The organism is Paenibacillus sp. FSL H7-0940 (assembly GCF_037979415.1).
Lineage (GTDB): Bacteria > Bacillota > Bacilli > Paenibacillales > Paenibacillaceae > Paenibacillus > Paenibacillus amylolyticus.
In genome coordinates this window covers 5,548,701-5,575,021 of record NZ_CP150280.1, presented here as the reverse complement: position 1 = coordinate 5,575,021, position 26,321 = coordinate 5,548,701, and the positions used below count along the sequence as shown (strand labels likewise).

23 protein-coding genes and 1 other RNA gene are annotated in these 26,321 nt (G+C 46.6%); 21 read left to right on the top strand and 3 right to left on the bottom strand.

Features of this window, described 5'->3' with window-relative positions; all coding sequences use genetic code 11:
* Positions 1-91: 91 nt before the first annotated feature.
* Positions 92-2,170: a PBP1A family penicillin-binding protein gene (locus MHB71_RS24630; protein ID WP_340027940.1), complete on the bottom strand. Its 2,079-nt coding sequence runs from the start codon at positions 2,168-2,170 to the stop codon at positions 92-94.
* Between the two features lie 334 nt (positions 2,171-2,504).
* On the opposite strand from MHB71_RS24630, the gene speE reads away from it, so the two are divergent.
* A complete protein-coding gene (gene speE, locus MHB71_RS24625) occupies positions 2,505-3,332 on the top strand; it encodes a polyamine aminopropyltransferase (protein WP_017691306.1) in 828 nt (275 codons plus the stop codon).
* Between the two features lie 15 nt (positions 3,333-3,347).
* Positions 3,348-4,217, top strand: a complete 870-nt coding sequence (gene speB / locus MHB71_RS24620) for an agmatinase (RefSeq protein ID WP_036607280.1) — start codon at positions 3,348-3,350, stop codon at positions 4,215-4,217.
* Between the two features lie 307 nt (positions 4,218-4,524).
* On the opposite strand, the gene MHB71_RS24615 is transcribed toward speB, so the two are convergent.
* On the bottom strand, positions 4,525-4,656 hold the full coding sequence (locus tag MHB71_RS24615) for a hypothetical protein (protein WP_017691304.1): 132 nt from the start codon (positions 4,654-4,656) through the stop codon (positions 4,525-4,527).
* Positions 4,657-5,284: 628 nt separating this feature from the next.
* Between MHB71_RS24615 and MHB71_RS24610 the strand changes: the two genes are divergently transcribed.
* The 5 genes from MHB71_RS24610 to argS all read left to right on the top strand — a co-directional run bounded on the left by MHB71_RS24610 (position 5,285) and on the right by argS (position 10,808).
* Complete coding sequence (locus MHB71_RS24610) at positions 5,285-6,472, top strand: hypothetical protein (RefSeq protein WP_340027939.1); 1,188 nt, start codon at positions 5,285-5,287, stop codon at positions 6,470-6,472.
* A gap of 218 nt (positions 6,473-6,690) precedes the next feature.
* Positions 6,691-8,172, top strand: a complete 1,482-nt coding sequence (locus MHB71_RS24605; RefSeq protein ID WP_339196370.1) for an alpha-N-arabinofuranosidase — start codon at positions 6,691-6,693, stop codon at positions 8,170-8,172.
* Positions 8,173-8,175: 3 nt separating this feature from the next.
* Complete coding sequence (locus MHB71_RS24600; protein WP_036667692.1) at positions 8,176-8,442, top strand: DUF6171 family protein; 267 nt, start codon at positions 8,176-8,178, stop codon at positions 8,440-8,442.
* 264 nt (positions 8,443-8,706) lie between these two features.
* Positions 8,707-9,132, top strand: a complete 426-nt coding sequence (locus MHB71_RS24595) for a DUF1934 domain-containing protein (RefSeq protein ID WP_340027938.1) — start codon at positions 8,707-8,709, stop codon at positions 9,130-9,132.
* Complete coding sequence (argS, locus tag MHB71_RS24590) at positions 9,129-10,808, top strand: arginine--tRNA ligase (RefSeq protein ID WP_047841138.1); 1,680 nt, start codon at positions 9,129-9,131, stop codon at positions 10,806-10,808. Before MHB71_RS24595 ends, argS begins: the two co-directional genes overlap by 4 nt.
* Positions 10,809-11,103: 295 nt before the next feature.
* Here argS and MHB71_RS24585 read toward each other — a convergent pair whose 3' ends face one another.
* Positions 11,104-12,258 (bottom strand): S8 family peptidase, encoded by a 1,155-nt coding sequence (locus MHB71_RS24585; RefSeq protein WP_036667694.1) that lies wholly within the window; start codon positions 12,256-12,258, stop codon positions 11,104-11,106.
* 462 nt (positions 12,259-12,720) lie between these two features.
* On the opposite strand from MHB71_RS24585, the gene rpoE reads away from it, so the two are divergent.
* From rpoE to MHB71_RS24515, 14 genes are all read left to right on the top strand, one after another.
* Complete coding sequence (gene rpoE, locus MHB71_RS24580) at positions 12,721-13,290, top strand: DNA-directed RNA polymerase subunit delta (RefSeq protein WP_047841137.1); 570 nt, start codon at positions 12,721-12,723, stop codon at positions 13,288-13,290.
* Between the two features lie 452 nt (positions 13,291-13,742).
* Positions 13,743-15,347, top strand: coding sequence for a CTP synthase (locus MHB71_RS24575; protein WP_036607266.1), 1,605 nt, complete (start codon positions 13,743-13,745; stop codon positions 15,345-15,347).
* A 228-nt stretch (positions 15,348-15,575) separates the two neighbouring features.
* A complete protein-coding gene (locus MHB71_RS24570) occupies positions 15,576-15,962 on the top strand; it encodes a response regulator (protein WP_017691292.1) in 387 nt (128 codons plus the stop codon).
* Positions 15,963-16,222: 260 nt separating this feature from the next.
* Positions 16,223-17,077, top strand: a complete 855-nt coding sequence (fba, locus tag MHB71_RS24565) for a class II fructose-1,6-bisphosphate aldolase (protein ID WP_036607263.1) — start codon at positions 16,223-16,225, stop codon at positions 17,075-17,077.
* 147 nt (positions 17,078-17,224) lie between these two features.
* A complete protein-coding gene (locus MHB71_RS24560) occupies positions 17,225-18,478 on the top strand; it encodes a UDP-N-acetylglucosamine 1-carboxyvinyltransferase (protein ID WP_036607261.1) in 1,254 nt (417 codons plus the stop codon).
* 465 nt (positions 18,479-18,943) lie between these two features.
* The gene (gene rho, locus MHB71_RS24555; RefSeq protein WP_036607258.1) at positions 18,944-20,269 is read left to right on the top strand and encodes a transcription termination factor Rho; all 1,326 of its coding nucleotides are present in this window, start codon (positions 18,944-18,946) and stop codon (positions 20,267-20,269) included.
* Positions 20,270-20,365: 96 nt separating this feature from the next.
* Entirely contained in the window at positions 20,366-21,640 is a 1,275-nt protein-coding gene (locus tag MHB71_RS24550; RefSeq protein WP_074092949.1) for a radical SAM protein, read from the top strand.
* A 101-nt stretch (positions 21,641-21,741) separates the two neighbouring features.
* The gene (rpmE, locus tag MHB71_RS24545; protein ID WP_036607255.1) at positions 21,742-21,939 is read left to right on the top strand and encodes a 50S ribosomal protein L31; all 198 of its coding nucleotides are present in this window, start codon (positions 21,742-21,744) and stop codon (positions 21,937-21,939) included.
* 147 nt (positions 21,940-22,086) lie between these two features.
* Positions 22,087-22,354, top strand: an RNA gene (ffs, locus tag MHB71_RS24540) — signal recognition particle sRNA large type.
* Positions 22,355-22,528: 174 nt separating this feature from the next.
* Positions 22,529-24,274: a DNA polymerase III subunit gamma/tau gene (gene dnaX, locus MHB71_RS24535; RefSeq protein ID WP_036607251.1), complete on the top strand. Its 1,746-nt coding sequence runs from the start codon at positions 22,529-22,531 to the stop codon at positions 24,272-24,274.
* A gap of 41 nt (positions 24,275-24,315) precedes the next feature.
* The gene (locus tag MHB71_RS24530) at positions 24,316-24,627 is read left to right on the top strand and encodes a YbaB/EbfC family nucleoid-associated protein (RefSeq protein ID WP_036607248.1); all 312 of its coding nucleotides are present in this window, start codon (positions 24,316-24,318) and stop codon (positions 24,625-24,627) included.
* A gap of 36 nt (positions 24,628-24,663) precedes the next feature.
* The gene (gene recR, locus MHB71_RS24525) at positions 24,664-25,263 is read left to right on the top strand and encodes a recombination mediator RecR (protein ID WP_036607246.1); all 600 of its coding nucleotides are present in this window, start codon (positions 24,664-24,666) and stop codon (positions 25,261-25,263) included.
* Between the two features lie 188 nt (positions 25,264-25,451).
* Positions 25,452-25,727 carry a DUF2508 family protein gene (locus MHB71_RS24520; protein WP_036607244.1) on the top strand — a complete coding sequence of 92 codons (276 nt, stop codon included), beginning with the start codon at positions 25,452-25,454 and terminating at the stop codon, positions 25,725-25,727.
* A gap of 34 nt (positions 25,728-25,761) precedes the next feature.
* Positions 25,762-26,031: a pro-sigmaK processing inhibitor BofA family protein gene (locus tag MHB71_RS24515; protein WP_036607241.1), complete on the top strand. Its 270-nt coding sequence runs from the start codon at positions 25,762-25,764 to the stop codon at positions 26,029-26,031.
* The last annotated feature ends 290 nt before the right edge of the window (positions 26,032-26,321 follow it).

The following is a 26,321-nucleotide window of genomic DNA, read 5'->3' as shown; positions in this document are numbered from 1 at the left end:
ATAATTATGAGTTTTCATCCAAAGTGAGTTTCCAATTGTTCAATATAACCAGATGTTATAGGTGACGCAATTAAGTCATCGCTCATTTACGTCATTCTACCCACCAACGTTTGAAATCTCCCCACCAAGAATGTTTCTCTTCCTGTATGCCTTGTTGATTCTGTACCTGACGAGTCTTCTCATCTTCTCCAGAATCCGAATCATCCGTCGTGCCATGGCATACCTCTGTCGGTTCAGTACCATCAATAAAAACTTCCAATCGTTTCTCTTCACAACCGTTGCCTGCCAGCTTGCCGGATTCCGGATCAATATATACACTTACGACATGATCAGGCACGGTGAAGATTTTGGGTGGTACGCTCGCAAGGGCCTGTTCTGTGAACTGGGCAAAGATCGGAGCTGCCCGGCGGCCATCCGAAGTCGAGATGGATTTGCCTTGATCGTAACCAACCCATACCGCGGTGGAGAGCTCCGGTGTGAATCCAACGAGCCAGGCATCCGTGTTGGTTGTTCCCGTTTTTCCCGCTACCGGACGTTTGATCGCCTTAGACACCCGGTTGCCCGTTCCTCCATTTTCGAAGACACTTTCCATTAAACGAGTTAGGACATAAGCTGCCGCAGGTTCCACAACGGTCTCAGCCTTCGTCTGAGGCGATTCATAGAGCACACGTCCTGCGGCATCTGTCACTTGTAGAATGGCTACAGGTGGCGTCCGTTGTCCACCAGCAGCAATGACGGAAAAGGCCGATGCCATCTCCAGCGGGCTGACAGGTGACGTTCCCAGTGCAAGAGAAGGTACGGCGCTCAGGTTGCTTGTAATACCAAGGTTTTTTGCCATACTCACAACCTCCTCAGGACCGATCTGCATAATGGTGTTCACCGCATAAATATTGTCTGAAGCGGCGATCGCCTGTCTTAGATCAATCTCACCCAGATACTTGTCTCCAAAGTTGCCGGGTTTATAGGTTTTGCGGTCATTGTCATAGTGAAAAAGGGTAGGTTCACTGTTAAATATTGATGCACTGGTGAGCTGCTTGGATTCCAGGGCTGCCAGATACATAATCGGTTTAAACGCCGAACCTGGCTGGCGCGTTGTCGCTAGAACATGGTTAATCTGATTGGTACGGTAATTCTTGCCGCCTACCATGGCTTTGATGTAGCCCGTACGAGGGTCGATGGACACGAGGGCCGTCTCCAGCTCACTTTTGGCATCCATACCCTTCGCTATGGCGTCTTCCGCTGCTTTTTGTACACGCAGATCCAGGGTGGTGTAGATGTTCAATCCCCCATGGTCCAGCATCGCTTCACTGATTCCCAACTCTTTGATGGCCAGATTCCGGATATAGTCACGGAAATACGGGGCGCTTTCCACCGTTTTACGCTCACTTTCCGGTTTGAACGAAAGCATTTTCTCATAGGCCTTATCCGCTTCGGCCTGGGTGATCTTGCCGATATCAGCCATGGCATTCAGCACAATCTTTTGTCGGTCTTTGGCATTCTTCATATGGTTATAGGGTGAATAGTAGGTAGGTCCTTTCGGGATTCCTGCCAGCATGGCACTCTCTGCGAGATCCAGCTGTTTGGCTGATTTGCCAAAATACATTCGTGAAGCCGCTTCAATTCCGTACGCACCATGCCCATAATAGATTTCGTTCAGATACATCTGCAAAATTTCATCCTTGCTGTATTTCATCTCCAATTGCGCCGTGTACATGGCTTCCTTGGCTTTGCGAGTCCATGTTTTCTCATGAGATAGATACAGGTTACGCGCCAGCTGTTGAGTCAATGTACTTGCACCTTGCGACATCTGCATATGTTCGAGGTTAACGAGCACAGCCCGTCCCATCCCTTGCACGTCGAACCCGTAGTGATTATAGAATTTGCGGTCCTCTACAGCCAGAGTGGCATTGACCAGATTTGGAGCGATATCCTCCAGTTGAACGGGTACAGAGTCTTTGCCACCTGCGGAGAAGGTAGCGATGACTTCACCCTGACTGTCCAGTAATCTGGAATTCCGATCAGAGTCTGCTAGGGGAAGGCTGGTTGCGTATAGATAGACCAATCCTGCAGCGGTAGCAAGTATGGCGAGCACGGCGAGCAGAGACAGGTTTTTAAACAATTTACGTACACGGAACCCGCGTTTGCGGGTCTTTTGATTTGGCTTGGTCATGGAACGGGCTCCTCTCTTTTCTTCCAGTATGGGACTTGATTGGCAGGGATATTCAATCGGGTGCATAAGCAAACAAAATGTAGCATTTTCGCCTTAAAAACCGTTTTGCAGTATAAACGTCAATCGCGTATAATGCAAAAGGGTAATGAAAAGGTAAGATTCGGCACAAGATACTATCTATATAATGAAGTGAACCGCGGACCTTTCCCGCAGGCCAGCAATGATAACGCGATATGGCGCCGAACGCTGGACGTGCTTGGGCGAACCGATTATAGTGCACAGCGCTTGGTCGGGTATGGCTGATCATTAACTTTACGGAAAGAAGGTAGAGATTATGGAATTGTGGTTTACGGAGAAACAGACCCCGGTATTCGGGATCACCGCGAAGATTAAGCAGACCTATGTTACAGAGAAAACGGATTTTCAAGATTTGGCCATGGTAGAGACCGAAGAATTCGGTAACATGTTGCTTCTTGATGGCATGGTGATGACGACTGTAAAAGACGAATTCGTATATCACGAAATGGCGGCACATCCTGCGCTGAACACACACCCAAATCCGAAAAAAGTTCTGGTTGTCGGTGGCGGCGATGGCGGAGTCATTCGTGAAGTCATCAAGCATGCTGCTGTAGAAAAAGCAGTTCTCGTCGAAATCGACGGTAAAGTCATTGAATACTCTAAAAAATATTTGCCTGAAATTGCCGGCAAGTTGGACGAGCCTAATGTTGAAGTGCTTGTAAACGACGGCTACATGCATATTATTGAACATAAAAATGAATACGATGTGATTATCGTAGACTCCACGGAGCCTGTAGGCCCGGCTGCTCCATTGTTTGAGCGTGGTTTCTACCAAGGCATCTACGAAGCACTCAAAGAAGACGGAATCTTCGTTGCCCAAACGGACAACCCTTGGTTCAAGGCGGATCTGATCCAGAAGGTGAACAAAGACGTCAAAGAAATCTTCCCGATCGTACATGTGTACGGCTGTAATATTCCAACCTATCCAAGTGGTTTGTGGACATTCACCATGGGTAGCAAGAAACATGACCCGCTCGAAGTGGATGAGACTCAAATCCCGGAGATGGATACCAAGTATTACTCTCCGCGTCTGCACAAAGCAGCATTTGTACTTCCTAAATTCGTGGAAGATTTAACGAAATAAAAGGGGAAATCATTAATGAAACTGGATCAAGCTTATTCAGGAAACGTATTTATTTGCAGCTCTGAGGATTATGAGAACTCCAAAGCGGTTATCTATGGCATGCCGATGGACTACACCGTCAGCTTCCGTCCGGGTTCCCGTTTCGGCCCATCTCATATCCGTCAAGCATCGGTTGGACTTGAAGAGTACAGCCCATATCTCGACAAAAGCATTGTAGACATGACATACTTTGACGCTGGAGACCTGCTCTTGCCTTTCGGTAACGCGGGACGCAGCCTTGAAGTAATTCATGAATACATCGGCAGTCTGCTCGCTGACGACAAATTCCCAGTTGGTCTCGGTGGCGAGCATCTGGTTACTTGGCCAGTCATCCAACAGATGTACAAGAAATACCCGGATCTTATTCTGATTCATATTGATGCACACGCTGACCTTCGTGAAAACTATGAAGGCGAGCCATTGTCACACTCCACACCAGTGCGTAAAGCAGCTGAGTTGATGGGTGGCAAAAACATCTATCAGTTCGGTATCCGTTCTGGCTCTCGTGAGGAGTTCCAGTACGGTCGCGAGAACATCAACTTCTATCCATTTGAAGTGGCAGCTCCGATGAAGGAAGCTCTTCCGAAGATGGGCAACCGTCCGGTGTATGTGACCATCGACATCGATGTGCTTGATCCGTCAGCAGCGCCAGGAACAGGTACAGCAGAAGCGGGCGGCATTACGTCCAAGGAACTGCTGGAAGCCATTCATATGATCGCAGGATCTGATGTAAATGTAGTTGGTTGTGACTTGGTTGAAGTTGCACCAATCTATGATCCAACACAACAGACACAGATTGTAGCTGCGAAGCTGATCCGTGAAATGCTTCTTGGATTCGTGAAATAATCACAGAATAATCGATAAGTATGACGCTCTCTGTCTGCGCGGGTTCAAATTTGCGCAGGGGAGGGCGTTTTGTATTGTTAACTTTTGTACAGAGCTGTGCTATACTGACTACATAAGTATTCAGTAGTATACTAATTGATATATTACATTCGTGAAGTATATGGTGATCGGGTTCGGTCATATACTAAAAAGAGCCTTTACCGCTACCAACGGTAAAGACTCTTAGGACCCGAAGGCTGTGGATTGCCACGGCGCGCATGAACTAAATAATGCTATTCAAGCGAAACCCACCGTCAGGCTTCCGACCTTATGAGGTGGGTTTTCGCTTGCTACGAAACTTTTTGCGTAACCAACGGTAAAGCTTTCGCCCACTCAGTACAATACTGAGGATCGCAGCAATCCATCGAATTACATCAAGCAACGCCACAAGTTTGACCATCGACGTCACCCCCTTTCGGGAAGCTGCGCCGTGGTCTGGAAAACATCCACCGATATTCAAAAGTCCATAACATTAATTATAGCACGTATGTTCCCTTGACTCTACCATTTATTTCATGTATTAGTATGGACTCTCCTCTTACGCAGATATTGTGCCTTGGTATGACTCTATCTTAATATTTGTGTATAATATGGAAATAGAGGAAGGGAAAGGTGGATGTGAATGCGTGTGATTCGGACTCAATTGAGTATGTATCCCAAGTGGCTGACTGCAGTTTTTATAGTGTTTGTCATCAATTTTGTATTAGCAGTGACGATATTTCTCAACTTTACGTTGATGTTGGCTGATCTGGCTATGCTTTTTGCTGCATATAGTATTCGGGAATATAAATACAACAAAATATATTTTAGTTTATGCCTTTTATTAAGTATCAGTTTTGTTATCCTTGCTATCAGGACATTTCCCATTTAATTTAGAGTACACAATGTTTGGTGATGAACCACCCTTGCCTACATGATCCAATCATGGGTAAAGGTGGTTTTTTTCTTGCGAAATTGTCATCGGGGTTAATCAGTTTGTTACGTTAGAACCATCAAATTTGGGTAAAACCATAGAAGGAGGTGTTACGATGACAACCAAGAGTACAATGACATGGAAACGGATTGGTGCACTCGCATTATCGTTAACGCTGGCTTGGGGGATGGGTCCGGTACATACGCTATCAGGTGCTAACGCTGCATCCTCACAGGCATGTGGAAAGGGAGATCATGGACTATCTGCTACACTGAAAAAAGGTAGTGGTGTGGAAGAGCAACACCTGCAATTTACTGACATTGATTTTCTTAATGATACGACTGGACGAGCTGGGGGTGAGGGCTTCCTGATCGGTACCTCGAATGCAGGATGTACGTGGCAGTCCATATATACCGGGCAGTGGCAATTCACACAGCTTGATTTTCCGAATAATGTGAACGGTTATGCGCTGGCGCGAGTGAAGAATTCACCTGCAACTTATCTGATCCGTACCCATGATGGGGGATCGCACTGGACGCGGCTCGATACGCCGGGCATTCAATTCAAGCGAATTGATTTTCGCAATAAAGATGTAGGTTATGGTTACACCTATAATGGTGCATATCAGACGAAGGATGGCGGGGTAACCTGGAGTAAAATGAATACACCTGCCAACACGCGTGCAGCTGCCTTTGCAACAGAGAAACAAGGGTATGCCGTCGTGGTTGTACCTGGATCGGGATATCATCTGAAGCAAACGAGTGATGGCGGCAAGAACTGGACAACCTCTCTTCGAGTTGTCTCAGACACATGGAGCGGAGGGGATCTGTATGCACATGGCCAGCAAGTATGGGCCCTTTTGTATGGTGATGTAGGCATGTCCCAACAATCGTACTCCCTCTATGCGAGTGGTAATCAAGGCAAGAACTGGACCCAAGTATTTGCACAATCCACAGCAGGGGGAGGTCCTGCACCGGGTACAAACAGTACGGGCAAAGGAAACGGACCAGCCAACCCGGGTGGTCATCCCGGCAACATGGCGTTGATTGGTAATCAGACGGCGTATCTGTCTGCAGGTTCACCCGCAGCTGGCAAAGTGGGTATTGGACGTTCTTATGATACAGGTTCCACGTGGAAAAATATTGACCTGAAAGATCCGGGATACAGTTCCCGTATCTCGTTCCCATCGGCCAAGACGGGTTGGCTCGTAGTCACAAGTGATAACTCTCCTGCGATCTATCAGACTACAGATGGTGGAACGACGTGGACACAAAAAATGTTGTTGCCTTCAGAGCAGGATTAAGTAGCCTGTTATTCTGAAATAATAAACGGGCAAATCCAAATTAGAAATGTATAAAAATCAATTTGGTAAGTCTCTGTATGAATTTCTATAACAAACAAGCCTCTTCCTAATCAATTACACAGGAAGAGGCTTGTTTGTGTAGAAATAAAAACGGTTGAAACCTACTCTAAAACGAGTTATTGTAAGCGATAACAATACATTATATGGAGGTTGAAATCATGGTTGATGTTATTTTAAAGGCGGATTCTGATAAAGGATTAATAAATCGCAATATATATGGTCACTTTTCCGAACACTTGGGACGTTGTATTTATGAGGGGCTGTGGGTAGGAGAAGATTCACCTATTCCGAATACGGATGGGATTCGAAATGATGTATTGACGGCCTTGCAGAAGCTTAATATTCCAGTACTTCGCTGGCCAGGCGGTTGTTTTGCCGATGAATATCACTGGAAAGATGGTGTAGGTCCGAAGAGTGAGCGTGCTCGTATGATCAATACACACTGGGGCGGTGTGGAAGAGAACAATCACTTTGGTACACATGAATTCTTGAGATTATGTGAGTTGCTCGGCACGGAGCCATATATTAGTGGCAATCTGGGTAGCGGTACAGTGCAGGAGATGCAGGAATGGGTGGAGTACATCACGTTTGATGGCGAATCGCCGATGGCGAACTGGCGTAAGAGTAACGGTAGGGAAGAACCGTGGAAAATGAAGTATTTTGGCGTGGGAAATGAGAACTGGGGATGCGGCGGCAATATGCGTCCTGAATATTATGCGGATGAATATCGCCGGTATGCTACATATGTACGTAACTATTCCGGAAACGAGATTTATAAAATCGCTTGTGGACCCAACGAAGGTAACTATGAATGGATGGAAGTCCTGATGCGGGAAGCTGCTCGCTTTATGGATGGAATCAGTCTTCATTATTACACCATCCCTACAGGAGAGTGGAATGATAAAGGCGCAGCTACAGGATTTGGTGAGGCTGAATGGTTCACTACCTTGAAAAAGACGCTCCATATGGATGAATTACTGGTGAAGCACTCCGAGATTATGGACAAATATGATCCAGAGGGCAGAGTCGGCATTATTGTGGATGAATGGGGCACGTGGTATAACGTTGAGCCGGGAACCAATCCAGGGTTCCTGTATCAACAGAATACGATGCGGGACGCTGTGCTTGCAGGTGTTAACCTGAATATTTTCAACCAACATAATAAACGGGTACACATGGCAAATCTTGCGCAGATCGTCAATGTGCTTCAATCGCTTGTGCTCACGGAAGGGGACAAAATGCTCCTGACCCCTACGTACCATGTATTTGATATGTATCAGGTTCATATGGATGCACAGCGACTGGATTTGAATTATGAAAGCCCAGGATACACATTCGGAGAAGAGACCATTCCGCAGCTCAGCTTATCAGCTTCCCGCAACAAGGATGGGGTCATTCATGTGACAGCTTGTAATCTGAGTCACACGGATGAGTTGGAAGTTGTGTGTCAGCTGGACGCAGCTCAAGCGGCTAAAGTAACCGGGCAGATTCTGCACCATACTGATTTTGGTGCATTTAATACCTTTGAACAGCCGAATCATGTTCACCCTGTGGCGTGGGATGGAATCACACTGGAGAATAACACACTGCGTTTTGTCCTTCCACCAGCATCGGTTGGGGTGCTCGCTGTCGAGGGTTAATGCATGAAAAGGCAGGAACCTTGCAAAGGCTGTAATGATCAGTACGATGTGAAGATTAGCGATGCCAAAATGGCCAGACTTGTGGAGATTGCCTCACGTTCGCGTCCGACGGTACAGGATGAGGAATATGAACGTCGGCTATCCATCTGCTCTGCTTGTCCGGGATTGCAATATGGCACAACTTGTCGGCATTGTGGTTGTCTCGTACAGGTGCGAGCGAAGCTGAGTGAGTCGACATGTCCTTTTCCTTATGAATCGCAATGGGCCTGATCGGAGGAACGAATCTTATTATAATGAAGCAAAAGGGAGTTGCACTTTACAGGTGCGGCTCTTCTTTTTGGCTTGATGAGGAAAAAACTCTGAATTTGGATTTGAATTGAGCGAGGGAACTGGATATAGTTATACAGTAGAGTGTAGGATAGCGAGCTATCCGGGAATATGAGCGCGTATAGCGACACAACAATACGGGAAGGGCTGTTCTCACCAGCCGTGCCTGATTTTGCGTCGCCTCGAATATAATGGAGGTTAACATTCATGTCGAACATGCGACCGGTACACATCCGGCTGCACAGCCGTTATGAAGGTGAAGATGTGCTGCAGGAAATGCAGGGTGAAGCCGTGTTAAAAGGGTCTGTTCTTTATGTTCGTTATGAAGAACCACAGGTTGGACCTGAGGGAGGTAAAACCCGTACAACATTGAAGCTGGGCGGACAATCCATCAAGATTATACGTCATGGTGAGGTGGAATCGGAGCAGACTTTTGAATTGAATCGGAAGCTTCCTGGTTTCTACCGATCACCATACATGTCGTTTGCCCTGTCCACGCATACACAGAAGCTGGAACTTTCCATTCAGGGATTGAGCGCACGCGCAGCGTGGAGCTACGACTTTTACCGCTTTGATGAAGAATCTGGACATTTCACGATTAGTTTGCATATACAGGAGGAACCAATTTCATGACACGTAATCCACTAGATACGATTAACGAACGGGTAAGTACGGCCATCGGCAACGCCATTGTGACGGCCGGAATTGTTACGCAGGACGAATTGCCAGCCATCACATTGGAAGTGCCACGTGAGAAAACACACGGGGACTTGGCGACCAATGCTGCCATGCAGCTGACCAAGATTGCCAAGCGTAATCCGCGTCAGATTGCTGAAGAGATCATTGCCAATCTGAATCTGGCTGAAGCCGGAATCGAGAAGGCTGAGATTGCGGGCCCAGGATTCATTAACTTCAAATTGGACAAGAGTTACCTTTATCCAGTACTTGCGCTTGTGCAGGAGCAGGGTGAAGATTACGGAAGAATTAACATCGGAGAAGGACGCAAAGTCGAGATGGAGTTTGTCAGTGCCAACCCGACAGGCAGTTTGCATCTGGGTCATGCCCGTGGAGCGGCTGTAGGTGATGCGCTATGTAACATCCTTGACTACGCAGGATATGATGTAACCCGTGAATACTACATTAATGATGCAGGTAATCAGGTGTTTAATCTGGCTCGTTCCATTGAAGCTCGTTATCTGCAAGAGCTGGGTCAGGATGCTGAGATGCCTGAAGACGGTTATCACGGTGAAGATATCAAAGGATTCGCCAAGCAGCTTGTTGCTGAAAAGGGTGACGAATTGCTGTCCATGCATCCGGGTGACCGTGCGGCTTATTTCCGTGACTTTGGTCTGGAGAAGGAACTGGACAAGATCAAACGTGACTTGAATCGCTTCCGTGTTAACTTTGACATCTGGTTCAGCGAAACTTCCCTGTATGACAACGGAGAAGTGCTGCGAGTGCTTGATGAATTGCGTGACCGCAATGAGATCTATGAGCAAGATGGAGCAACTTGGTTAAAAACGATGCAGTACGGTGACGACAAAGAACGTGTATTGATTAAGAACGATGGCACGTATACTTACCTGACGCCAGATATTGCTTATCACCGCGACAAATATGCTCGTGGATACGATACGATGATCAACATCTGGGGTGCCGATCACCATGGATATATTCCACGGATGAAAGCCGCGATGCAAGCACTGGGTAATGACCCTGAGAAACTGGTGGTCTTGATTGCACAGATGGTGAGCTTGTTCCAGAACGGTGAAAAAGTGAAGATGTCCAAGCGTACAGGTAAAGCTGTAACGATGGAAGACCTGATGGATGAAGTCGGCATTGATGCGATCCGTTATTTCTTCACAATGCGCAGCATGGACTCCCATCTGGACTTTGACATGGACCTTGCGATCTCTACATCCAATGAGAATCCGGTATTCTACGTACAATACGCGCATGCACGTGTATGCAGCGTATACCGTCAGGCTGAAGAACAAGGTATTGAACTGCTGCCACTGGCACAGATTGACCTGTCCAAGCTGACAACAGAGCACGAGTATGACCTTCTCCGCAAAATGGGAGAGCTGCCTGAGGAAATCTCGGCAGCAGCAACAGGATATGCGCCTCATCGTATCATCCGTTATGTATACGAGTTGGCATCCCTGTTCCACAGCTACTACCGTGCAGAACGTGTCATTACGGAAGACACGCAGCAAACTCAAGCACGTCTGGCACTGATCGGTGCTGTACGTACCGTTATCGCAACAGCGCTTCGTCTGGTAGGCGTAACCGCTCCTGACAAAATGTAAATTCCAGGCTCGCGGCCTATCCGCCGCTCTGCCTAAGGCAAAAAGTCTCCATGTCCACGTTGAGTGCCTTCAACGTGGTACATGGAGACTTTTTTTGTTGTGTACCCGGAGTTGAAGAAAACGAAATGCCTGACCCATCCAAGGCATACTAGCCTGCTCTGACATCACAGTGGGCGTAACCTAGAGTTTCAGCCGCTACGTACGTAATACTCCTTCGTGCGTACTGCCTGGGCCGGGCTACTGCGTTTCGCCACGAAGCCTCAATCAAGTTCTGCTGACGCCTGACAGAGCTGGCTCACTCCCCGCCCTCCTGCATTAGCTTCAGGGCATCAATCTCACCACCACGCACCTTGCTCTTTGCTGTGGTAGTCTTGCGAGCGCGCAAAGGGATCGTAGCACGTTTGACGAGTGTCTTGATTTCACTAGGGGATAACCCCGGATGTTTGGAGAGTAACAAGGCTATAGCGCCACTCACATGGGACGTCGCCATGGATGTGCCGCTCATCTCGTGATGCTTTCCTTGTACCCAGGAGGAGACAATTTTATCACCGGGTGCATAGACATCCACATATGCGCCACGATTGCTGAAGGACGCAATACGTCTGTTTTTGTCGGTTGCCCCAACAGATATGGTCTGGGGATACCGTGCAGGGTAATCAATACTGCGGCGTTTGCCGTCATTTCCTGACGAAGCAACAATAACGATTCCGGCATGGTACGCACGGTTGACAACGTCAAGAAGCGCCTTGCTACGTGTTTTCATGCCAAAGCTCATATTGATGATATCGACCTTGTTGCGTACACACCAGTCGATGCCAAGTACAATGTCGGATACATAAGCCGATCCGTTGTGGTCAAATGCTTTCACCGGATAGATCAGGGAGCGTGGAGCTACACCAATCATGCCTGCGGTACTGTTGGCAGCCGCGATAGTCCCTGCAATGTGGGTGCCGTGTCCGTTATCATCATGAGGAAGCAGGCTGCGGTTTAACAGGTTGATTCCACGTGCCAGAGAATAACGAAGATCAGGATGGTGATAATCAGCACCTGTATCAATCACACCGATTTTAATCCGGTGTCCGGTAGACACAGACCATACTTTGGGCGCCCGAATCTGCTTCACTCCCCAGGGTATGCCTTGAGCATTGCTTGGTTTGCTGTGGAGTGCGTTGGCATGAAGGGAGATGGGAACGTCTTCTTCAATCGTAATTTCATCCCCATAGCGGTATAGGTCCTCCGGGCGTTGGACTGGAGCGATAATGGAACGAGCTAGTCGCGAGGAACGGACAGCCCCAAGGTCGGTGAATTCATTCCGCATTCGGGACAATTCTACGAGACAGGCCTCGTACTGCTGCGGTTTGGCAAATCGGATCAAATATCGCCCTCCCTGTTCTGGTTCAGGGCGTCGCATTCCGTCAATCAATTGATGCAATAAACCAGTATAGTCCATAATGGGCAGCCCCCTTCGGGATGAACATGCTGAGGTATTCTATGAATGCGCTCATCCCGCCGCATGGGGAACTTGCCCTTTTTTTACAAAAACACATTCTCTTCGTGTCAAAACGGGCGCAGGGACATATGATGGATGGAGAGCTAGAGGGCTCTTGCGGGGAACCTGGTGAGGAGTAATCCTCCAAGGGTATACAGTCAGAAGGCGGAGGGGACTCCGTCTTTTTTATTATGGAGTTGTCTCTTTGGCAAAAGAGGATATTCCTGTGGGTTTGATGTCACTTCACGTTTAATATGTGGACATATTGTTGCTGCTCTCCGCATTTGCGTCACATCCGTACATAAAAACTTGCTTTTTAACGCTAAATAGGTTTTACTTAGGTTTGTTAATGGATATGTTATACGTAACAGTCCAGTTCGTAGGGGTTAAAAAGTGAATTTTGTGTGAGAGGAAGTGTCTGCAGTGAGTACCTCGCTCAATTTGAAAATTGATAAAGAAAAGGTAAAAGAGATCCCTTTGGTGGACCTTGCCTTTATGGTGCTGAAAGCGGCTAATACGCCGTATTACTATCGTGACTTAATGAATGAGGTAGCGAAGCAGCGCGGAATGACTGATGAAGAAATCAACGAGTTTATCGCCCAGCTATATACCGAGATTAATATCGATGGCCGTTTTGCTTGCGTCGGTACAAGTCTGTGGGGCTTAAAGCGCTGGTATCCGGTAGCTGGAACAGAAGATTCCATGACGGGTGCGAAGCGTCCGCGTATCATCAACGATGAAGACGATGATCTGGAAGATGAAGACTTCGGTGAAGAAGAAGACAGCTATAGCAGCGATGAAGGCTTCGACAGCACGGATAAAGACGAAGAAGAAGACGAAGAAGAGGAAGAAGAAGACGACATCTTTGACGAAGAAGACAGCGAAGAAGAAGTGCTGGTTGAAGATGACGATCTGGAAGATGAAGACCTCGAAGAAGACGAAGAAGAGTCCGAAAACGAGGATGAATTTGACGACGATTCTGATAATCGGTAGTCATTTTTGACGTCTATAATTTACCCGTTTCCCCGGAATAGTCAGCCTTGACAGCAGACGGGGTAACGGGTAAACTATTGCATGGGCTTATGAATGAGCGACAATATATTTATGTTTTTTATAGAAGGTGCCCCGTCCTGCGGGAGTACTTTTTTTTGTATTTTTAGAGGCATAATTTTGCAAAATTATTTTTTTCCGTATGCTCCCGGCCAACATTTCGTGGCCCGTTTTTGTATATCAAAAACACCAAATGGAATGAAGGCCATCGGAATATTTGCACCATTTTTTGCTGTAGAACAACGTGTATTTAAACCGACTTCGCAGAAAGAGCAGTTCGCAGATGCAGGGAATTTCTGCCATTGCTCTTTTTAACGATGATTACCTGGGAAACAGGTTACGATAACACCATATATCACCTGAATTTCTGTACTTATATTAGGAGGGTAATAACAGTGACAAAGTATATTTTCGTGACGGGCGGAGTTGTGTCCTCCCTGGGCAAAGGGATTACGGCTGCTTCTCTGGGCAGATTGCTGAAAAACAGAGGGCTTAAGGTAACGATCCAGAAATTTGATCCATATATTAACATCGACCCGGGAACAATGAGTCCTTATCAGCACGGCGAGGTTTTTGTAACGGATGATGGCGCGGAAACAGATCTGGACCTTGGCCACTATGAACGTTTTATTGACATCAATCTCTCCAAAAACAGCAACGTCACGACTGGTAAAGTATACTCTTCCGTCATCAGCAAAGAGCGGCGCGGGGAATATCTGGGCGGAACGGTACAAGTTATTCCACACATTACGAACGAGATCAAAGAGCGTGTATTCCGCGCTGGACGTGAAGCGGGTTCGGATGTGGTTATTACGGAAATTGGTGGAACAGTGGGCGACATTGAGAGTTTGCCTTTCCTGGAAGCTATCCGTCAAATCAAGAGTGATGTAGGTCGCGACAATGTGATGTACATCCACGTAACACTTATTCCTTATATCAAAGCAGCTGGTGAAGTGAAAACAAAACCAACGCAACATAGTGTTAAGGAATTACGCAGCATCGGTATTCAACCGAATGTGATTGTATGCCGTACGGAGTATGAATTGTCTAAAGACATGAAAGCCAAGATCGCTCTTTTCTGCGACATTGATGAGAATGCCGTGGTTGAATGTCGTGATGCAGACACCTTGTATCAAGTACCTTTGAACCTGCGTGAAGAAGGCTTGGATGAGATCGTGGTAAATCACCTGAAACTGACTACTCCTGCACCGGATATGAGCGAGTGGGAAGGGCTGGTTGACCGGATCAACAAGTTGGAGCATACAGTTGAGATCGCTATTGTTGGTAAATATGTAGCGTTGCATGATGCATACCTGAGTGTTGTTGAGTCGTTGTCTCATGCAGGATTTGCATCCAATGCTGATGTGAAAATCCGCTGGGTTCCTTCTGAAGATATTACGGATGAGAATGTAGGCGACCTGTTACATGGTATTGGGGGTATCCTTGTTCCTGGTGGATTCGGAGATCGTGGTATTGAAGGTAAAGTATCGGCAATCCGTTATGCTCGTGAGAAACAAATTCCGTTCTTCGGTATTTGCCTGGGTATGCAGGTTTCCGTTATTGAGTATGCACGTTCCATTGTTGGTTTGAATGGTGCGAACAGTTCCGAGATTAATCCGGCTACGGAATTCCCTGTGATCGACCTGTTGCCTGAGCAAAAAGATATTGAGAATCTGGGTGGCACGATGCGTCTGGGTCTGTATCCTTGTAAGCTTCAGGAAGGTTCTTTGGCGATGGCTTGTTATGATGACGAGCTGGTGTATGAGAGACACCGTCACCGGTATGAGTTCAACAATGAATACCGTGAAACGATCGAAAAAGCAGGACTGGTTATCTCGGGTACATCCCCGGATGGACGTCTGGTTGAGATCGTGGAACTTCCAGGACACCCATGGTTCCTGGCGGTACAATTCCATCCGGAATTCACTTCCCGTCCGAACCGTCCGCAACCATTGTTCCGTGATTTTGTAAAAGCTTCTCTGGTGAATGCGCAGAAGTAATAAATTTTTTTGTGTTAACGTAATAGATATTAGGGATGTTCCTGGCAACCATAGCGGCTGCCTGAACATCCCTTTTTTTGCGTAAAGAGCAGGTGGGAATGCTTTTTTGTCATTTTGTGAAGGTAGCAGGATTTTAATGGAAGAGGTAGAATACTTATCATGACGACTATGGGATAGTTATCCAGATTCGAAGGTGTGCATGCTTTCCTAATTCTAGGAGGTTACAGAGTGGAAGATAAAAAAGTTTTGATTGTTGATGACCAGAATGGTATTCGAATCCTGTTAATGGAAGTGTTCAGCAGTGAGGGGTATAACACGTTTCAAGCACCCAACGGCAAGGTTGCTCTGGAGATTGTGAATAATGACAAGCCTGACCTGGTATTGCTCGATATGAAGATTCCTGGGATGGACGGTCTGGAAATCCTGAAGCATATTAAAGAAATTGATCCGGGTATCAAGGTGATCATGATGACCGCTTATGGTGAACTGGACATGATTAAGGAAGCCACGGATCTCGGAGCGCTCATGCACTTTACGAAACCGTTTGATATCGACGAGATGCGAGTGGCTGTGAATATGCAACTTCGCAACGGTACCGCCAATAAATGCAGCTGAATCCTGTTGATACAGGATTTTTTTGCGTGTGGAGAACATAGAAGGTACTTGGTGGGAAAATGAGGTATTTCACTCCTTTATCCGGGGAATATTGGAAATGGGGAAGTTATAAAGCGGTGTCTATGAAAACTGTGCTGCAAAGCACAGCATTTTTGCAAATGCTTGTTTAGTATTTGACATGGGATGTGGTATAATAAGCCCGTATGTGATTTCGGCTAAAAACCATAGACACAACCCAAACCCCTAGGAGGATTGAAACCATGCCATTAGTATCTATGACAGACATGTTGAACAAAGCACTTGAAGGAAAATATGCAGTTGGTCAATACAACATCAATAACCTTGAGTGGACTCAAGCGATTCTTGGTGCTGCTGAAGAAGAGAAATCCCCAGTAATCTTGGGTGTATCCGAAGGCGCAGCACGTCACATTGGTGGCTTCTACACTGTAGTTAAAATGGTAGAAGGACTCATTCACGACATGAAAATCACTGTTCCAGTTGCAATTCACCTGGACCACGGTTCAAGCTTCGACAAGTGTAAAGAAGCGATCGACGCTGGATTCACATCCGTAATGATCGACGGTTCCCACCACTCTATCGATGAGAACATCGAAATGACTAAAAAAGTTGTTGAATATGCACACGCTAAAGGCGTTTCTGTAGAAGCTGAAGTAGGTACTGTAGGCGGACAAGAAGACGACGTTATCGGCGGTATCATGTACGCTGACCTGAACGAGTGTATCCGTATCGTTAAAGAAACAGGCATCGATACATTGGCACCAGCTCTTGGTTCCGTACACGGTCCTTACCATGGCGAGCCTAACCTGGGCTTCAAAGAAATGGAAGAAGTTCGTGACGCGGTACAAGTTCCACTCGTATTGCACGGTGGTACAGGTATTCCTAAACACGACATCGACAAAGCCATTTCCCTGGGTACGTCCAAAATCAACGTAAACACAGAGAACCAAATTGCTTTTGCAAGAGTGGTTCGTGAAGTGCTTGCAGCTAAACCAGACGCTTACGATCCACGTACATTCATCGTACCAGGCCGTGAAGCAATTAAAGAAACCGTTAAAGGTAAAATCCGCGAGTTTGGTTCTAACAACAAAGCGTAATTTATCTTTACCAGTTCCATACTGTGAAATGGAAAAACACCGCCTAGCCGGTGTCTTTCCATTTTCACACCTTATTTCTACATCGGAAGCCAACAGCACGTATTGCCGTTCATCGGCTGCAAAACACGTAGGGGGACATTAAGCTTTATGGAAAAATTGATGATTAGTGGCGGACGTCCGTTACAGGGAACTGTAACTATAAGCGGCGCCAAGAACAGCGCCATTGCGCTTATTCCTGCAGCATTGCTTGCCGAGTCAGAAGTCGTGTTGGACAACCTGCCGCTTTTGAGTGACGTGGCGGTTTATGCAGAAATTTTGGAGGAACTCGGAGCACACGTGACTTGGGAAGGCAGTCAGATGAAGATTGACCCTTCTGACATCAAATCCATTCCTATGCCGAATGGTCCCGTGAAGAAGCTTCGTGCTTCGTATTATATGATGGGTGCATTGCTAGGGCGTTTCAAAGAAGCGACCATAGGTTTACCAGGGGGCTGTAATTTTGAGCCTCGTCCAATTGATCAACATATCAAAGGGTTTGAAGCGCTTGGCGCAACCGTAACAAACGAACACGGCTCCATTCATTTGCATGCCAAAGAGCTGCGCGGAGCAAAAATCTATCTTGATGTAAGCAGTGTCGGCGCAACCATTAATATCATGCTGGCGGCTACTCGTGCCAAAGGCTCTACAATTATCGAAAACGCGGCTAAAGAGCCTGAGATTATAGATGTAGCAACACTTCTGAATTCCATGGGTGCCAGCATCAAGGGTGCAGGTACCGAAACGATCCGTATTGAAGGGGTCTCGGAGCTTAAAGGCTGCCGTCATTCCATTATTCCGGACCGTATCCAAGCAGGTACGTATATGATCGCTGCAGCGGCGACGCGCGGAGATGTTCTGATTGACAATGTGATTCCCAAACATCTGGAAGCTTTAACGGCAAAGCTGCTAGAAATGGGTGTTGGCATTGAGGAATTGGATGAAAGTATACGTGTCATTGGTAAACCAAGCTATAACCATGTGGACGTGAAGGCACTTGTATATCCTGGTTTCCCAACGGATCTACAGTCACCAATGACCAGTGTTTTGACACAGGCAACTGGTGTGAGCGTCCTGAGCGACTTTGTATACAGTAATCGATTCAAGCATGTGCCTGAGTTAGTGCGGATGGGTGCAAAGATTCGAGTAGAAGGACGGTCAGCGATTATTGAAGGCAGTGCATTAAACGCGGCTAAAGTAAAAGCATCCGATCTTCGCGCTGGAGCAGCGCTGGTGATTGCAGGTCTCACCGTCAGTGAAGGTGTGACTGAAGTAACGGGGGTCGAATATATCGACCGCGGTTATGATCATCTGGTGACTAATCTGCGCCTGCTCGGTGCAGATGTATGGCGGGAAACTGATTAATAGGAAGCATTATGCATGATTCAGTCCTACACATGTTTATTTTAACTGAACTGCATATCTTTTTGATGATTAGGTAAACCTGTTTTAATAGAGTTCTCAGTCTCTCCGGCATAAGACGAAATGTTTCTGTTTCCTTTACCGGAGGGTCTTTTTTTGAAATAAACTTCATATGGCTGTAAGAACATCATTTCTCATCCCCAACCCCCGGTTTTGTTTGAACTGCGCTCCATAGCCGGTCTATCCGGATTGATCGCCTCAATGCATCGTTCACTCAATAGCGGATCTTGCCGAATGTTGGCCATCCCACCCGGAAACTTACACTCAAAGACAAGTATTTGCATTATAACGGTTACATTCCGTACAATGGACAGAAGGGATTGTGGCAGACGCCACTCTCTATAGCCGGAACATCTAGCGAAACTATCCATTTCACACGGACTTATTAATTGAATAGGTGGTTATTATATGGATCTACAAATTTCCGATTTGGAAGAAATGAAACTAACGGACCTCTACAAACTGGCCAAAAAATATCAGATACCTTACTATGGTACGTTAAAAAAGAAAGAATTAATCTTTGCTATACTACGTGCACAAGCTGAACAGAGTGGCCTGATGTTCATGCAAGGCGTACTCGAGATTTTACCTGAAGGTTACGGATTCTTAAGACCTATCAACTACTTGCCAAGTACGGAAGACATCTACATCTCAGCTTCTCAGATTCGCAAGTTTGACCTAAGAACAGGTGACCTCGTATCTGGTAAGTGTAGAACGCCTAAGGAAAACGAGAGATACTTCGGTTTGTTGCAAGTCAACGCTGTAAATGGTGAGAATCCATCGGCGGCTGCAGAGCGACTTCACTTCCCGGCACTAACCCCACTGTATCCGCAGAAAAAACTGGTTCTCGAAACATCCCCCAACCATTTGTCCACACGCATTATGGATGTGCTCGCCCCGGTAGGATTGGGACAGCGCGGATTGATCGTAGCACCTCCCAAAGCGGGTAAAACGCTTCTCCTCAAAGAAATTGCCAACAGCATCTCAACTAACAATCCTGAAATTGAACTGTTTGTCCTGTTGATTGATGAACGTCCAGAGGAAGTAACGGATATGTCGCGTTCGGTAAAAGGGGAAGTTGTGGCTTCGACATTTGATGAACTGCCTGAGAATCATATCAAGGTGGCGGAATTGGTGCTTGAGCGTGCGCTTCGTCTGGTTGAGGCCAAAAAAGATGTTGTTATCCTGCTGGATAGCATTACACGTCTTGCCCGTGCATATAACCTGGTTATTCCACCATCCGGTCGTACACTTAGTGGTGGTATTGATCCAGCTGCGTTCCATCGTCCGAAACGTTTCTTTGGTTCTGCTCGGAATGTGGAAGAAGGCGGAAGCCTGACTATCTTGGCAACGGCATTAATTGATACTGGATCACGTATGGATGACGTCATTTATGAAGAGTTTAAGGGTACAGGTAACATGGAGCTCCATCTGGACCGTCGTCTGGCAGAGCGCCGCATATTCCCGGCGATCGACATTCGTCGTTCGGGTACACGTCGTGAAGAAGTGTTGCTGAGCAAGGAAGAGTTGGATACAATCTGGGCAATTCGTAAAAACATGAATGATTCCCATGACTTTGTTGAAGGATTCCTGAAAAAACTTCGTAACAGTAAGACAAATGCAGAGTTTTTGGCCGCATTTGATTCGGCTGGTAATAGCCCGACAAGCAATTCGGGTACAACAACAACCCGTCGCTCACCTAGACAGACAGCAACGTCAGGTACATCGACGTAAGTGTCGTTCGACCAATAACATACTTTTACAGCGTTGCTGTGAATTTTACAATACACTCGTCGTTAGGTTTAACCCATTAGATGTGAGGAGAACATCATGTATTTAGTATACGCAGATGAAAAAGGTAATGTATTTGATCATCCTTCCCTGTACGGGCTTGCCCGCAGTGGAGATATGATCGTTGAGATTATGGAGGATGAGTTGATTCCTCTGCCAGAAGGTGCAACCTTGGTTGGACTCCCGAGTACCCGGCCCATTGGTATGGACCCGGATACCGGTGAGATGTTGCCAATGCCAACGGACACACAGGCTGTAGGTGCTTTGCTTCCACAGGGATTCACTCGTTTGTGTCTCCCTGGATACGTGAAGACGGATAAGGAGTATAAGTTGCCTTTGTTCGGTTATTCCGCAGTAGTCTGGAAAGATGGCGGTTTCTATGTCACCGCTTCGAAATCGGATAGTCCTGAAAAATGGAATCCACTCAACTGTGATCGTGACGATGTGCGTTCCGGGGTCAAAAGATTGACGGAGCAATACCCCGAGAACCGACTTTACACCCATCTATCCAACTGTGCGCTTGGATATGAATGTCTAACTTCATCAAACACGTTCCTGAATCGTTGGGAAGGTGGAGTGCCGGTATCCTATTCTTGCAATGCGGGCTGTTTCGGGTGTATCTCCGAGCAACCGGATGATAGCGGCTTTGTTTCCCCGCAGACACGTATGAACTTCCGACCACGTGTGGATGAGATTGTGGAGGTTATGCTGGAACACTTGAAGACGCCGGAGTCCATCATTAGTTTTGGACAAGGTTGTGAAGGGGAGCCTTCCACACAGGCCAAGCTGATTATTGAAGCGATTCGCGAAGTGCGTTCCGTAACGGACATGGGGTATATCAACATTAATACCAATGCCGGTCTGAATGATCACATTAGAGGTATTGTAGATGCTGGATTGGATCTGATGCGCGTAAGTACAATTAGTGCACTGGATGACCATTATAACGCCTACTATAAACCACGTGGTTATACCTTAGCCAATGTTGAGAAGTCGATGAAATACGCAGCGCAGCAGGGTGTATACACGTCCATTAACTATCTGATCTTCCCAGGTGTAACAGATCGTGAAGAAGAGATTGAGGCGATGATTGAGTTTGCGAGAAGAACCGATCTACGCTTGATTCAGATGCGTAATCTCAATATTGATCCAGAGAGCTATCTGGAATTAATTCCTCCTGCTCAAGGTGATATCTTGGGCATGAAGCAGATGATTGAGATTTTTGAAGACGAGTTGCCTGATGTTGTGATCGGATCGTACACCCATGTTCCGCCAGCTGGAATGGCACGTCCAAAACGGTTGATTACCTCTTAACAATAAGGATTGCAACAGGCACAAGGTCGTGTTATAATCTCAGGGTTGTGCCATTTACTCTGGGTCCGCTTGAGGCTCAGGGCGGAAAGAGGTGAAAGGTAATGAAAGAAGCAATTCATCCTAATTACACGATTGGTCAAGTATCTTGCGCTTGCGGGAATACTTTTGAGACAGGTTCGGTTAAAGACGGACTTCGTGTAGAGATTTGCTCCGCGTGCCACCCGTTCTTCACAGGTAAACAGAAGTTTATCGATGCTGGCGGCCGTGTTGATCGTTTCAAAAAGAAATACGGAATCTAATTGGACAATTCTTGGAGTTGTCTGCTAATTGCATCCAACACACCTCTGCTGATCTGGCAGGGGTTTTTATATGTTATATGTTAAGCATAATCGCATTCACGTTCCTCTGGTTGCAATTTGGATAACCTTACGTTATACTATTTCTTACCGTGCTAGATGGGGAGGTAGCGGTGCCCTGTAACTCGCAATCCGCTATAGCGAGGTTGAATTCCTGCTAGAGGTTTTGCCGATGTGAGGTTTGGTCCCTAAACGTGGTGTTGACGGTTGGGTCCTCCGCAATGAGTACTCATGAACCTGGTCAGGTCCGGAAGGAAGCAGCCATAAGTGAGATCACTCTTGTGCCGGAGGGTTGCCTAGCCCGAGCTATTGTTCAGGGGTGCCACTTGGATCGCAAATATCGATAGCAGGTGCACGGCTTACCTTTTAAATGTAGAGACCTTTGCAGTTGTATGTATGCAGAGGTCTTTTTGATATGTCTTAATAAACCACGCATGAATGAGTCAGATAAAGTTTGGATTCACCCTAGAATATAGTATAATAGGGGAACGACAAAGGACTCGAATGCGAAGTGGAAGGAAGGTAACGCATCATGGAGCATATCGCGTTATACCGGGCTTGGCGTCCCCAGTCGTTTCAAGATATGGTGGGGCAACAGCATATTATTCAGACCTTGCAGAACGCGATTCGTGAACAGCGGACTTCCCATGCCTACTTATTTAGCGGGCCCAGAGGAACGGGAAAGACAAGTGCCGCCAAGATTTTGGCCAAAGCTGTGAACTGCGAACGTGGGCCTGCGCCTGAACCTTGTAACGAGTGTGAAGCTTGCCGCAGAATTACGACTGGCGCTGTGATGGATGTGCAAGAGATTGATGCTGCATCCAATCGGGGCGTTGAAGAAATCCGTGATCTTCGGGAAAAGGTTAAATATGCGCCAACCGAAGTCCGGCAGAAAGTCTATATTATTGATGAAGTGCACATGCTGACAACGGAGGCATTCAATGCTTTGCTTAAAACATTGGAAGAGCCACCACCACATGTGATGTTTATTTTGGCAACAACGGAACCGCACCGCCTTCCGGCTACCATTATATCGCGCTGTCAGCGATTTGATTTTCGTCGGGTGTCCCTGGAAGAGCAGACAGCGAGACTTACACTGATCTGTGAACAGGAAGGCATGGAAGCTGACCAGGATGCGCTCCAATACATTGCCCGTTTATCGGACGGTGGAATGAGGGATGCACTTAGTGTGCTGGATCAGATCTCTTCATTTACGGATGGACGAGTAACGTACCAGCAGGTTATGGACATGACGGGTGGAATTGCTTCAGAGCAATTTGCCAAACTGGCTGCTTCGCTGCTCAAAGGTGATGTTGGTCATATTTTGCAGATGATTGAAGGTTTCATGCATGAAGGAAAGAGTGCAGACAAGTGCATGGAGAATTTACTGTATTATTTCCGTGATTTGCTTATGATTAAGATGGTACCTGATGCAGATAAACTGACGGACCGGGTACTTAATCCGGAGTCTTTCCGTGATATGGCGGAGTCATTCACCAAGGAACAACTGTTCCACATGATTGACACCCTTAATCGGTACCAGAGTGAAATGAAATATGCAGTACAACCACAGACATTATTTGAAGTTGCATTGCTTAAACTGTGTAGTATTCCAGCTCAAGGTGAGGCTTCTGTTCAGGTGGGAGCTTCAGCTCATGCAGCACCTGCTGATGGGGGAGAGATCAACCGCTTGAAGCAGCAGCTTGCTGAGTTGGAGAAGAAGTTGGATCGTGCACTGAAAAGTGGTTTGTCTGGTGGAGAAGGTTCATCGAGTGCTCCATCTCGCCCGGCAACAAGAGCGCCGGTATCGAGAGGCAATTCACCTGCGAAGCTTCCTGCACAGTTGGATCAGTATGTTGCGCGCAAGGGAGCCCCTGAGTTCGCAGAGATCAGCAAAAAATGGAGTCAGATCCTGCAACGAGTGAAGGAAGAGCGGGTTACCGTTCACGCCTGGTTTGTGGATGGTGAGCCGGTATCATTGCTTGAAGACAATGTGTTGGTTGCTTTTAAAAACAATATTCACCGTGAAACGACGGAGAAGCAGGCTAACCGCGAAGTCATTGAGCGGGTGTTGTCGGAACATCTTGGGCGTTCGGCACGATTGGTGACGATGATGCTCAAAGATTGGACCGGAGCAATGGAGGGAGCTTCTGAAGCGCCAAAGGAGGACTTTAAGCTTGAACCTGAGCATGAAGACGGCGGTTCAGGCAACAAACAGCCTTGGATTGATGAAGCCATCCAGCTCTTTGGTGAGGATCTTGTAGTGATCAAAGAATAATGCGCATAGCGCGATAAACATAACAAAGGAGATGAACAATTATGAACAACATGAACCAAATGATGAAACAAGTGAAGAAAATGCAGGAGCAAATGCTGAAAGCACAAGAGGAACTGGCGGACAAAACAGTCCAAGGTACTTCTGGTGGCGGTGTAGTGACGGCTGAAGTTAACGGACACAAGAAATTGCTTGCTATCACGATCAAACCTGAAGCGGTAGATCCGGAAGATGTTGAAATGTTGCAGGATCTCGTTATGACAGCTGTTAATGATGCTATGGCCAAAGCCGATGAGATTGCCAACAAGGATATGGGCAAGTTCACAGGCGGCATGAATATTCCGGGATTATTTTAATTAAAAAATTGATCCTGTCAAAGGAGACACAATCGATTGTATTATCCCGAACCAATAGCCAAGCTGATTGATGCCTTCACCCGGTTGCCGGGTGTGGGTCCCAAGACGGCAGCGCGTTTAGCTTTTCATGTGCTTAACATGAAGGAAGATGACGTTATCGATTTTGCCAAAGCGCTCGTTAGTGTGAAGCGTAATCTTCATTACTGTTCTGTATGTTGTAATATTACTGATACGGACCCATGTCGCATCTGTCAGGATAAGTCCAGGGATGTATCTGTTATCTGTGTAGTTCAGGATTCGAAAGATCTGGTGGCCATGGAGCGCACCAAGGAATTCGATGGGTACTATCATGTGTTACAGGGCGCGATTTCACCTATGGAGGGAATTGGCCCAGACGATATTCGTTTGAAGGAACTCCTGGTTCGATTAAGTGATGAACGTATAAAAGAGATCATCTTGGCAACGAACCCCAACATTGAGGGTGAGGCTACAGCGATGTATATCTCCCGGTTGGTGCGTCCGTTTGAGATCAGTGTGACTCGTATTGCGCATGGATTGCCTGTAGGGGGCGATCTTGAGTATGCGGATGAAGTGACCCTTTCCAAAGCGTTGGAAGGTCGCAGGGAGATGCGTTAGTGTGATCAATTTGTATTACGCAGCGGACTTCCTTGGAAACTTCGGATGCTAAATAAGTTTCGATATGCAAAGAGAGCCTTAGGGCTCTCTTTTTTTTTTTATGGAAAAAATGAATGTCCGAGTTCTAAGTTTGTCCTTTCCCTGATAAGTATGAGAATATGCTGTGCTGATCAGGAGGGGGAGAGATTATGTTTTTGTGGCGAAACACACGGAACTCGGTAGAGAAACACAACAGAATGTTGAAGGAACTTGAGGCGGATCAGATCTATGCAGATATTCAGATGGCTAAGCAGGAATGGGAACGGGCTATGAGACAGTTTGAAGATGCACAGGGACAGGATGAGATTGATTATGCTATTTATGTATTGGAGGCAGCTGAGCGGAAGTACCAGATCCACTTGAGAAGAGCAAAGCGAGCCAGAGCTAATGATGATGTTACATCACAGCGAGGGGTTAGTATGTAGAGTCACGTTTACATTAAACACGGAGGTGAAACATATGAAGAGTATTATACTGGGAAGTGTATTGGTTATATCGTTACTGGGGCTTATCGTTATTTTATTCAGAAAGCGGATAGGGTTATCGTTTTTCACGTCATTTGGAATTCATCTGGTGCTGGCTGCAGTAGGGATATATATCGTGAATTATTCCGGCTGGATTACAGGAACCTACATCCCGCTGAACCCTGCAACGATAGGGACTGTAACTGTTTTGGGATTGCCAGGTGTGGGGCTATTATTAGGGCTGAAAATTTCTTTGTTCGGATAGTTGACTCGCAGGATATTTATATGGTACATTATATCTCGTTGCTTTGCTTGCTTGGTTAGATGCTTTAGATGAAATCAAGGAGTTCATTACGAACTTCGAAAAAGAATTTCAAAAAAACACTTGACCAAAACAAACGAAGTATGATATATTATAAAAGTCGCCGCTGAGAGAAAATGGTGACGAAAAAACGAGTTTGATCTTTGAAAACTGAACAACGAGTGAGTAAACATTCTGCTTGCAGAATGAACGCAAAAGTTTGAGACAAGCCTTGGCTTGAATCGACTGGAGCA

Excerpts from the sequence above, each read along its gene's own strand:
- rho (WP_036607258.1), top strand. The coding sequence starts at position 18,944 with ATGGATCTACAAATTTCCGATTTGGAAGAAATGAAACTAACGGACCTC.
- MHB71_RS24600 (WP_036667692.1), top strand. The coding sequence starts at position 8,176 with ATGAAAAGGCAGGAACCTTGCAAAGGCTGTAATGATCAGTACGATGTG.
- MHB71_RS24630 (WP_340027940.1), bottom strand. The coding sequence starts at position 2,170 with ATGACCAAGCCAAATCAAAAGACCCGCAAACGCGGGTTCCGTGTACGT.
- MHB71_RS24560 (WP_036607261.1), top strand. The coding sequence starts at position 17,225 with ATGGAAAAATTGATGATTAGTGGCGGACGTCCGTTACAGGGAACTGTA.
- dnaX (WP_036607251.1), top strand. The coding sequence starts at position 22,529 with ATGGAGCATATCGCGTTATACCGGGCTTGGCGTCCCCAGTCGTTTCAA.
- argS (WP_047841138.1), top strand. The coding sequence starts at position 9,129 with ATGACACGTAATCCACTAGATACGATTAACGAACGGGTAAGTACGGCC.
- MHB71_RS24595 (WP_340027938.1), top strand. The coding sequence starts at position 8,707 with ATGTCGAACATGCGACCGGTACACATCCGGCTGCACAGCCGTTATGAA.
- fba (WP_036607263.1), top strand. The coding sequence starts at position 16,223 with ATGCCATTAGTATCTATGACAGACATGTTGAACAAAGCACTTGAAGGA.
- MHB71_RS24530 (WP_036607248.1), top strand. The coding sequence starts at position 24,316 with ATGAACAACATGAACCAAATGATGAAACAAGTGAAGAAAATGCAGGAG.
- MHB71_RS24605 (WP_339196370.1), top strand. The coding sequence starts at position 6,691 with ATGGTTGATGTTATTTTAAAGGCGGATTCTGATAAAGGATTAATAAAT.
- MHB71_RS24615 (WP_017691304.1), bottom strand. The coding sequence starts at position 4,656 with ATGGTCAAACTTGTGGCGTTGCTTGATGTAATTCGATGGATTGCTGCG.
- MHB71_RS24585 (WP_036667694.1), bottom strand. The coding sequence starts at position 12,258 with ATGGACTATACTGGTTTATTGCATCAATTGATTGACGGAATGCGACGC.
- MHB71_RS24550 (WP_074092949.1), top strand. The coding sequence starts at position 20,366 with ATGTATTTAGTATACGCAGATGAAAAAGGTAATGTATTTGATCATCCT.
- speB (WP_036607280.1), top strand. The coding sequence starts at position 3,348 with ATGAAACTGGATCAAGCTTATTCAGGAAACGTATTTATTTGCAGCTCT.
- speE (WP_017691306.1), top strand. The coding sequence starts at position 2,505 with ATGGAATTGTGGTTTACGGAGAAACAGACCCCGGTATTCGGGATCACC.
- MHB71_RS24515 (WP_036607241.1), top strand. The coding sequence starts at position 25,762 with ATGAAGAGTATTATACTGGGAAGTGTATTGGTTATATCGTTACTGGGG.
- rpmE (WP_036607255.1), top strand. The coding sequence starts at position 21,742 with ATGAAAGAAGCAATTCATCCTAATTACACGATTGGTCAAGTATCTTGC.
- MHB71_RS24610 (WP_340027939.1), top strand. The coding sequence starts at position 5,285 with ATGACAACCAAGAGTACAATGACATGGAAACGGATTGGTGCACTCGCA.
- MHB71_RS24520 (WP_036607244.1), top strand. The coding sequence starts at position 25,452 with ATGTTTTTGTGGCGAAACACACGGAACTCGGTAGAGAAACACAACAGA.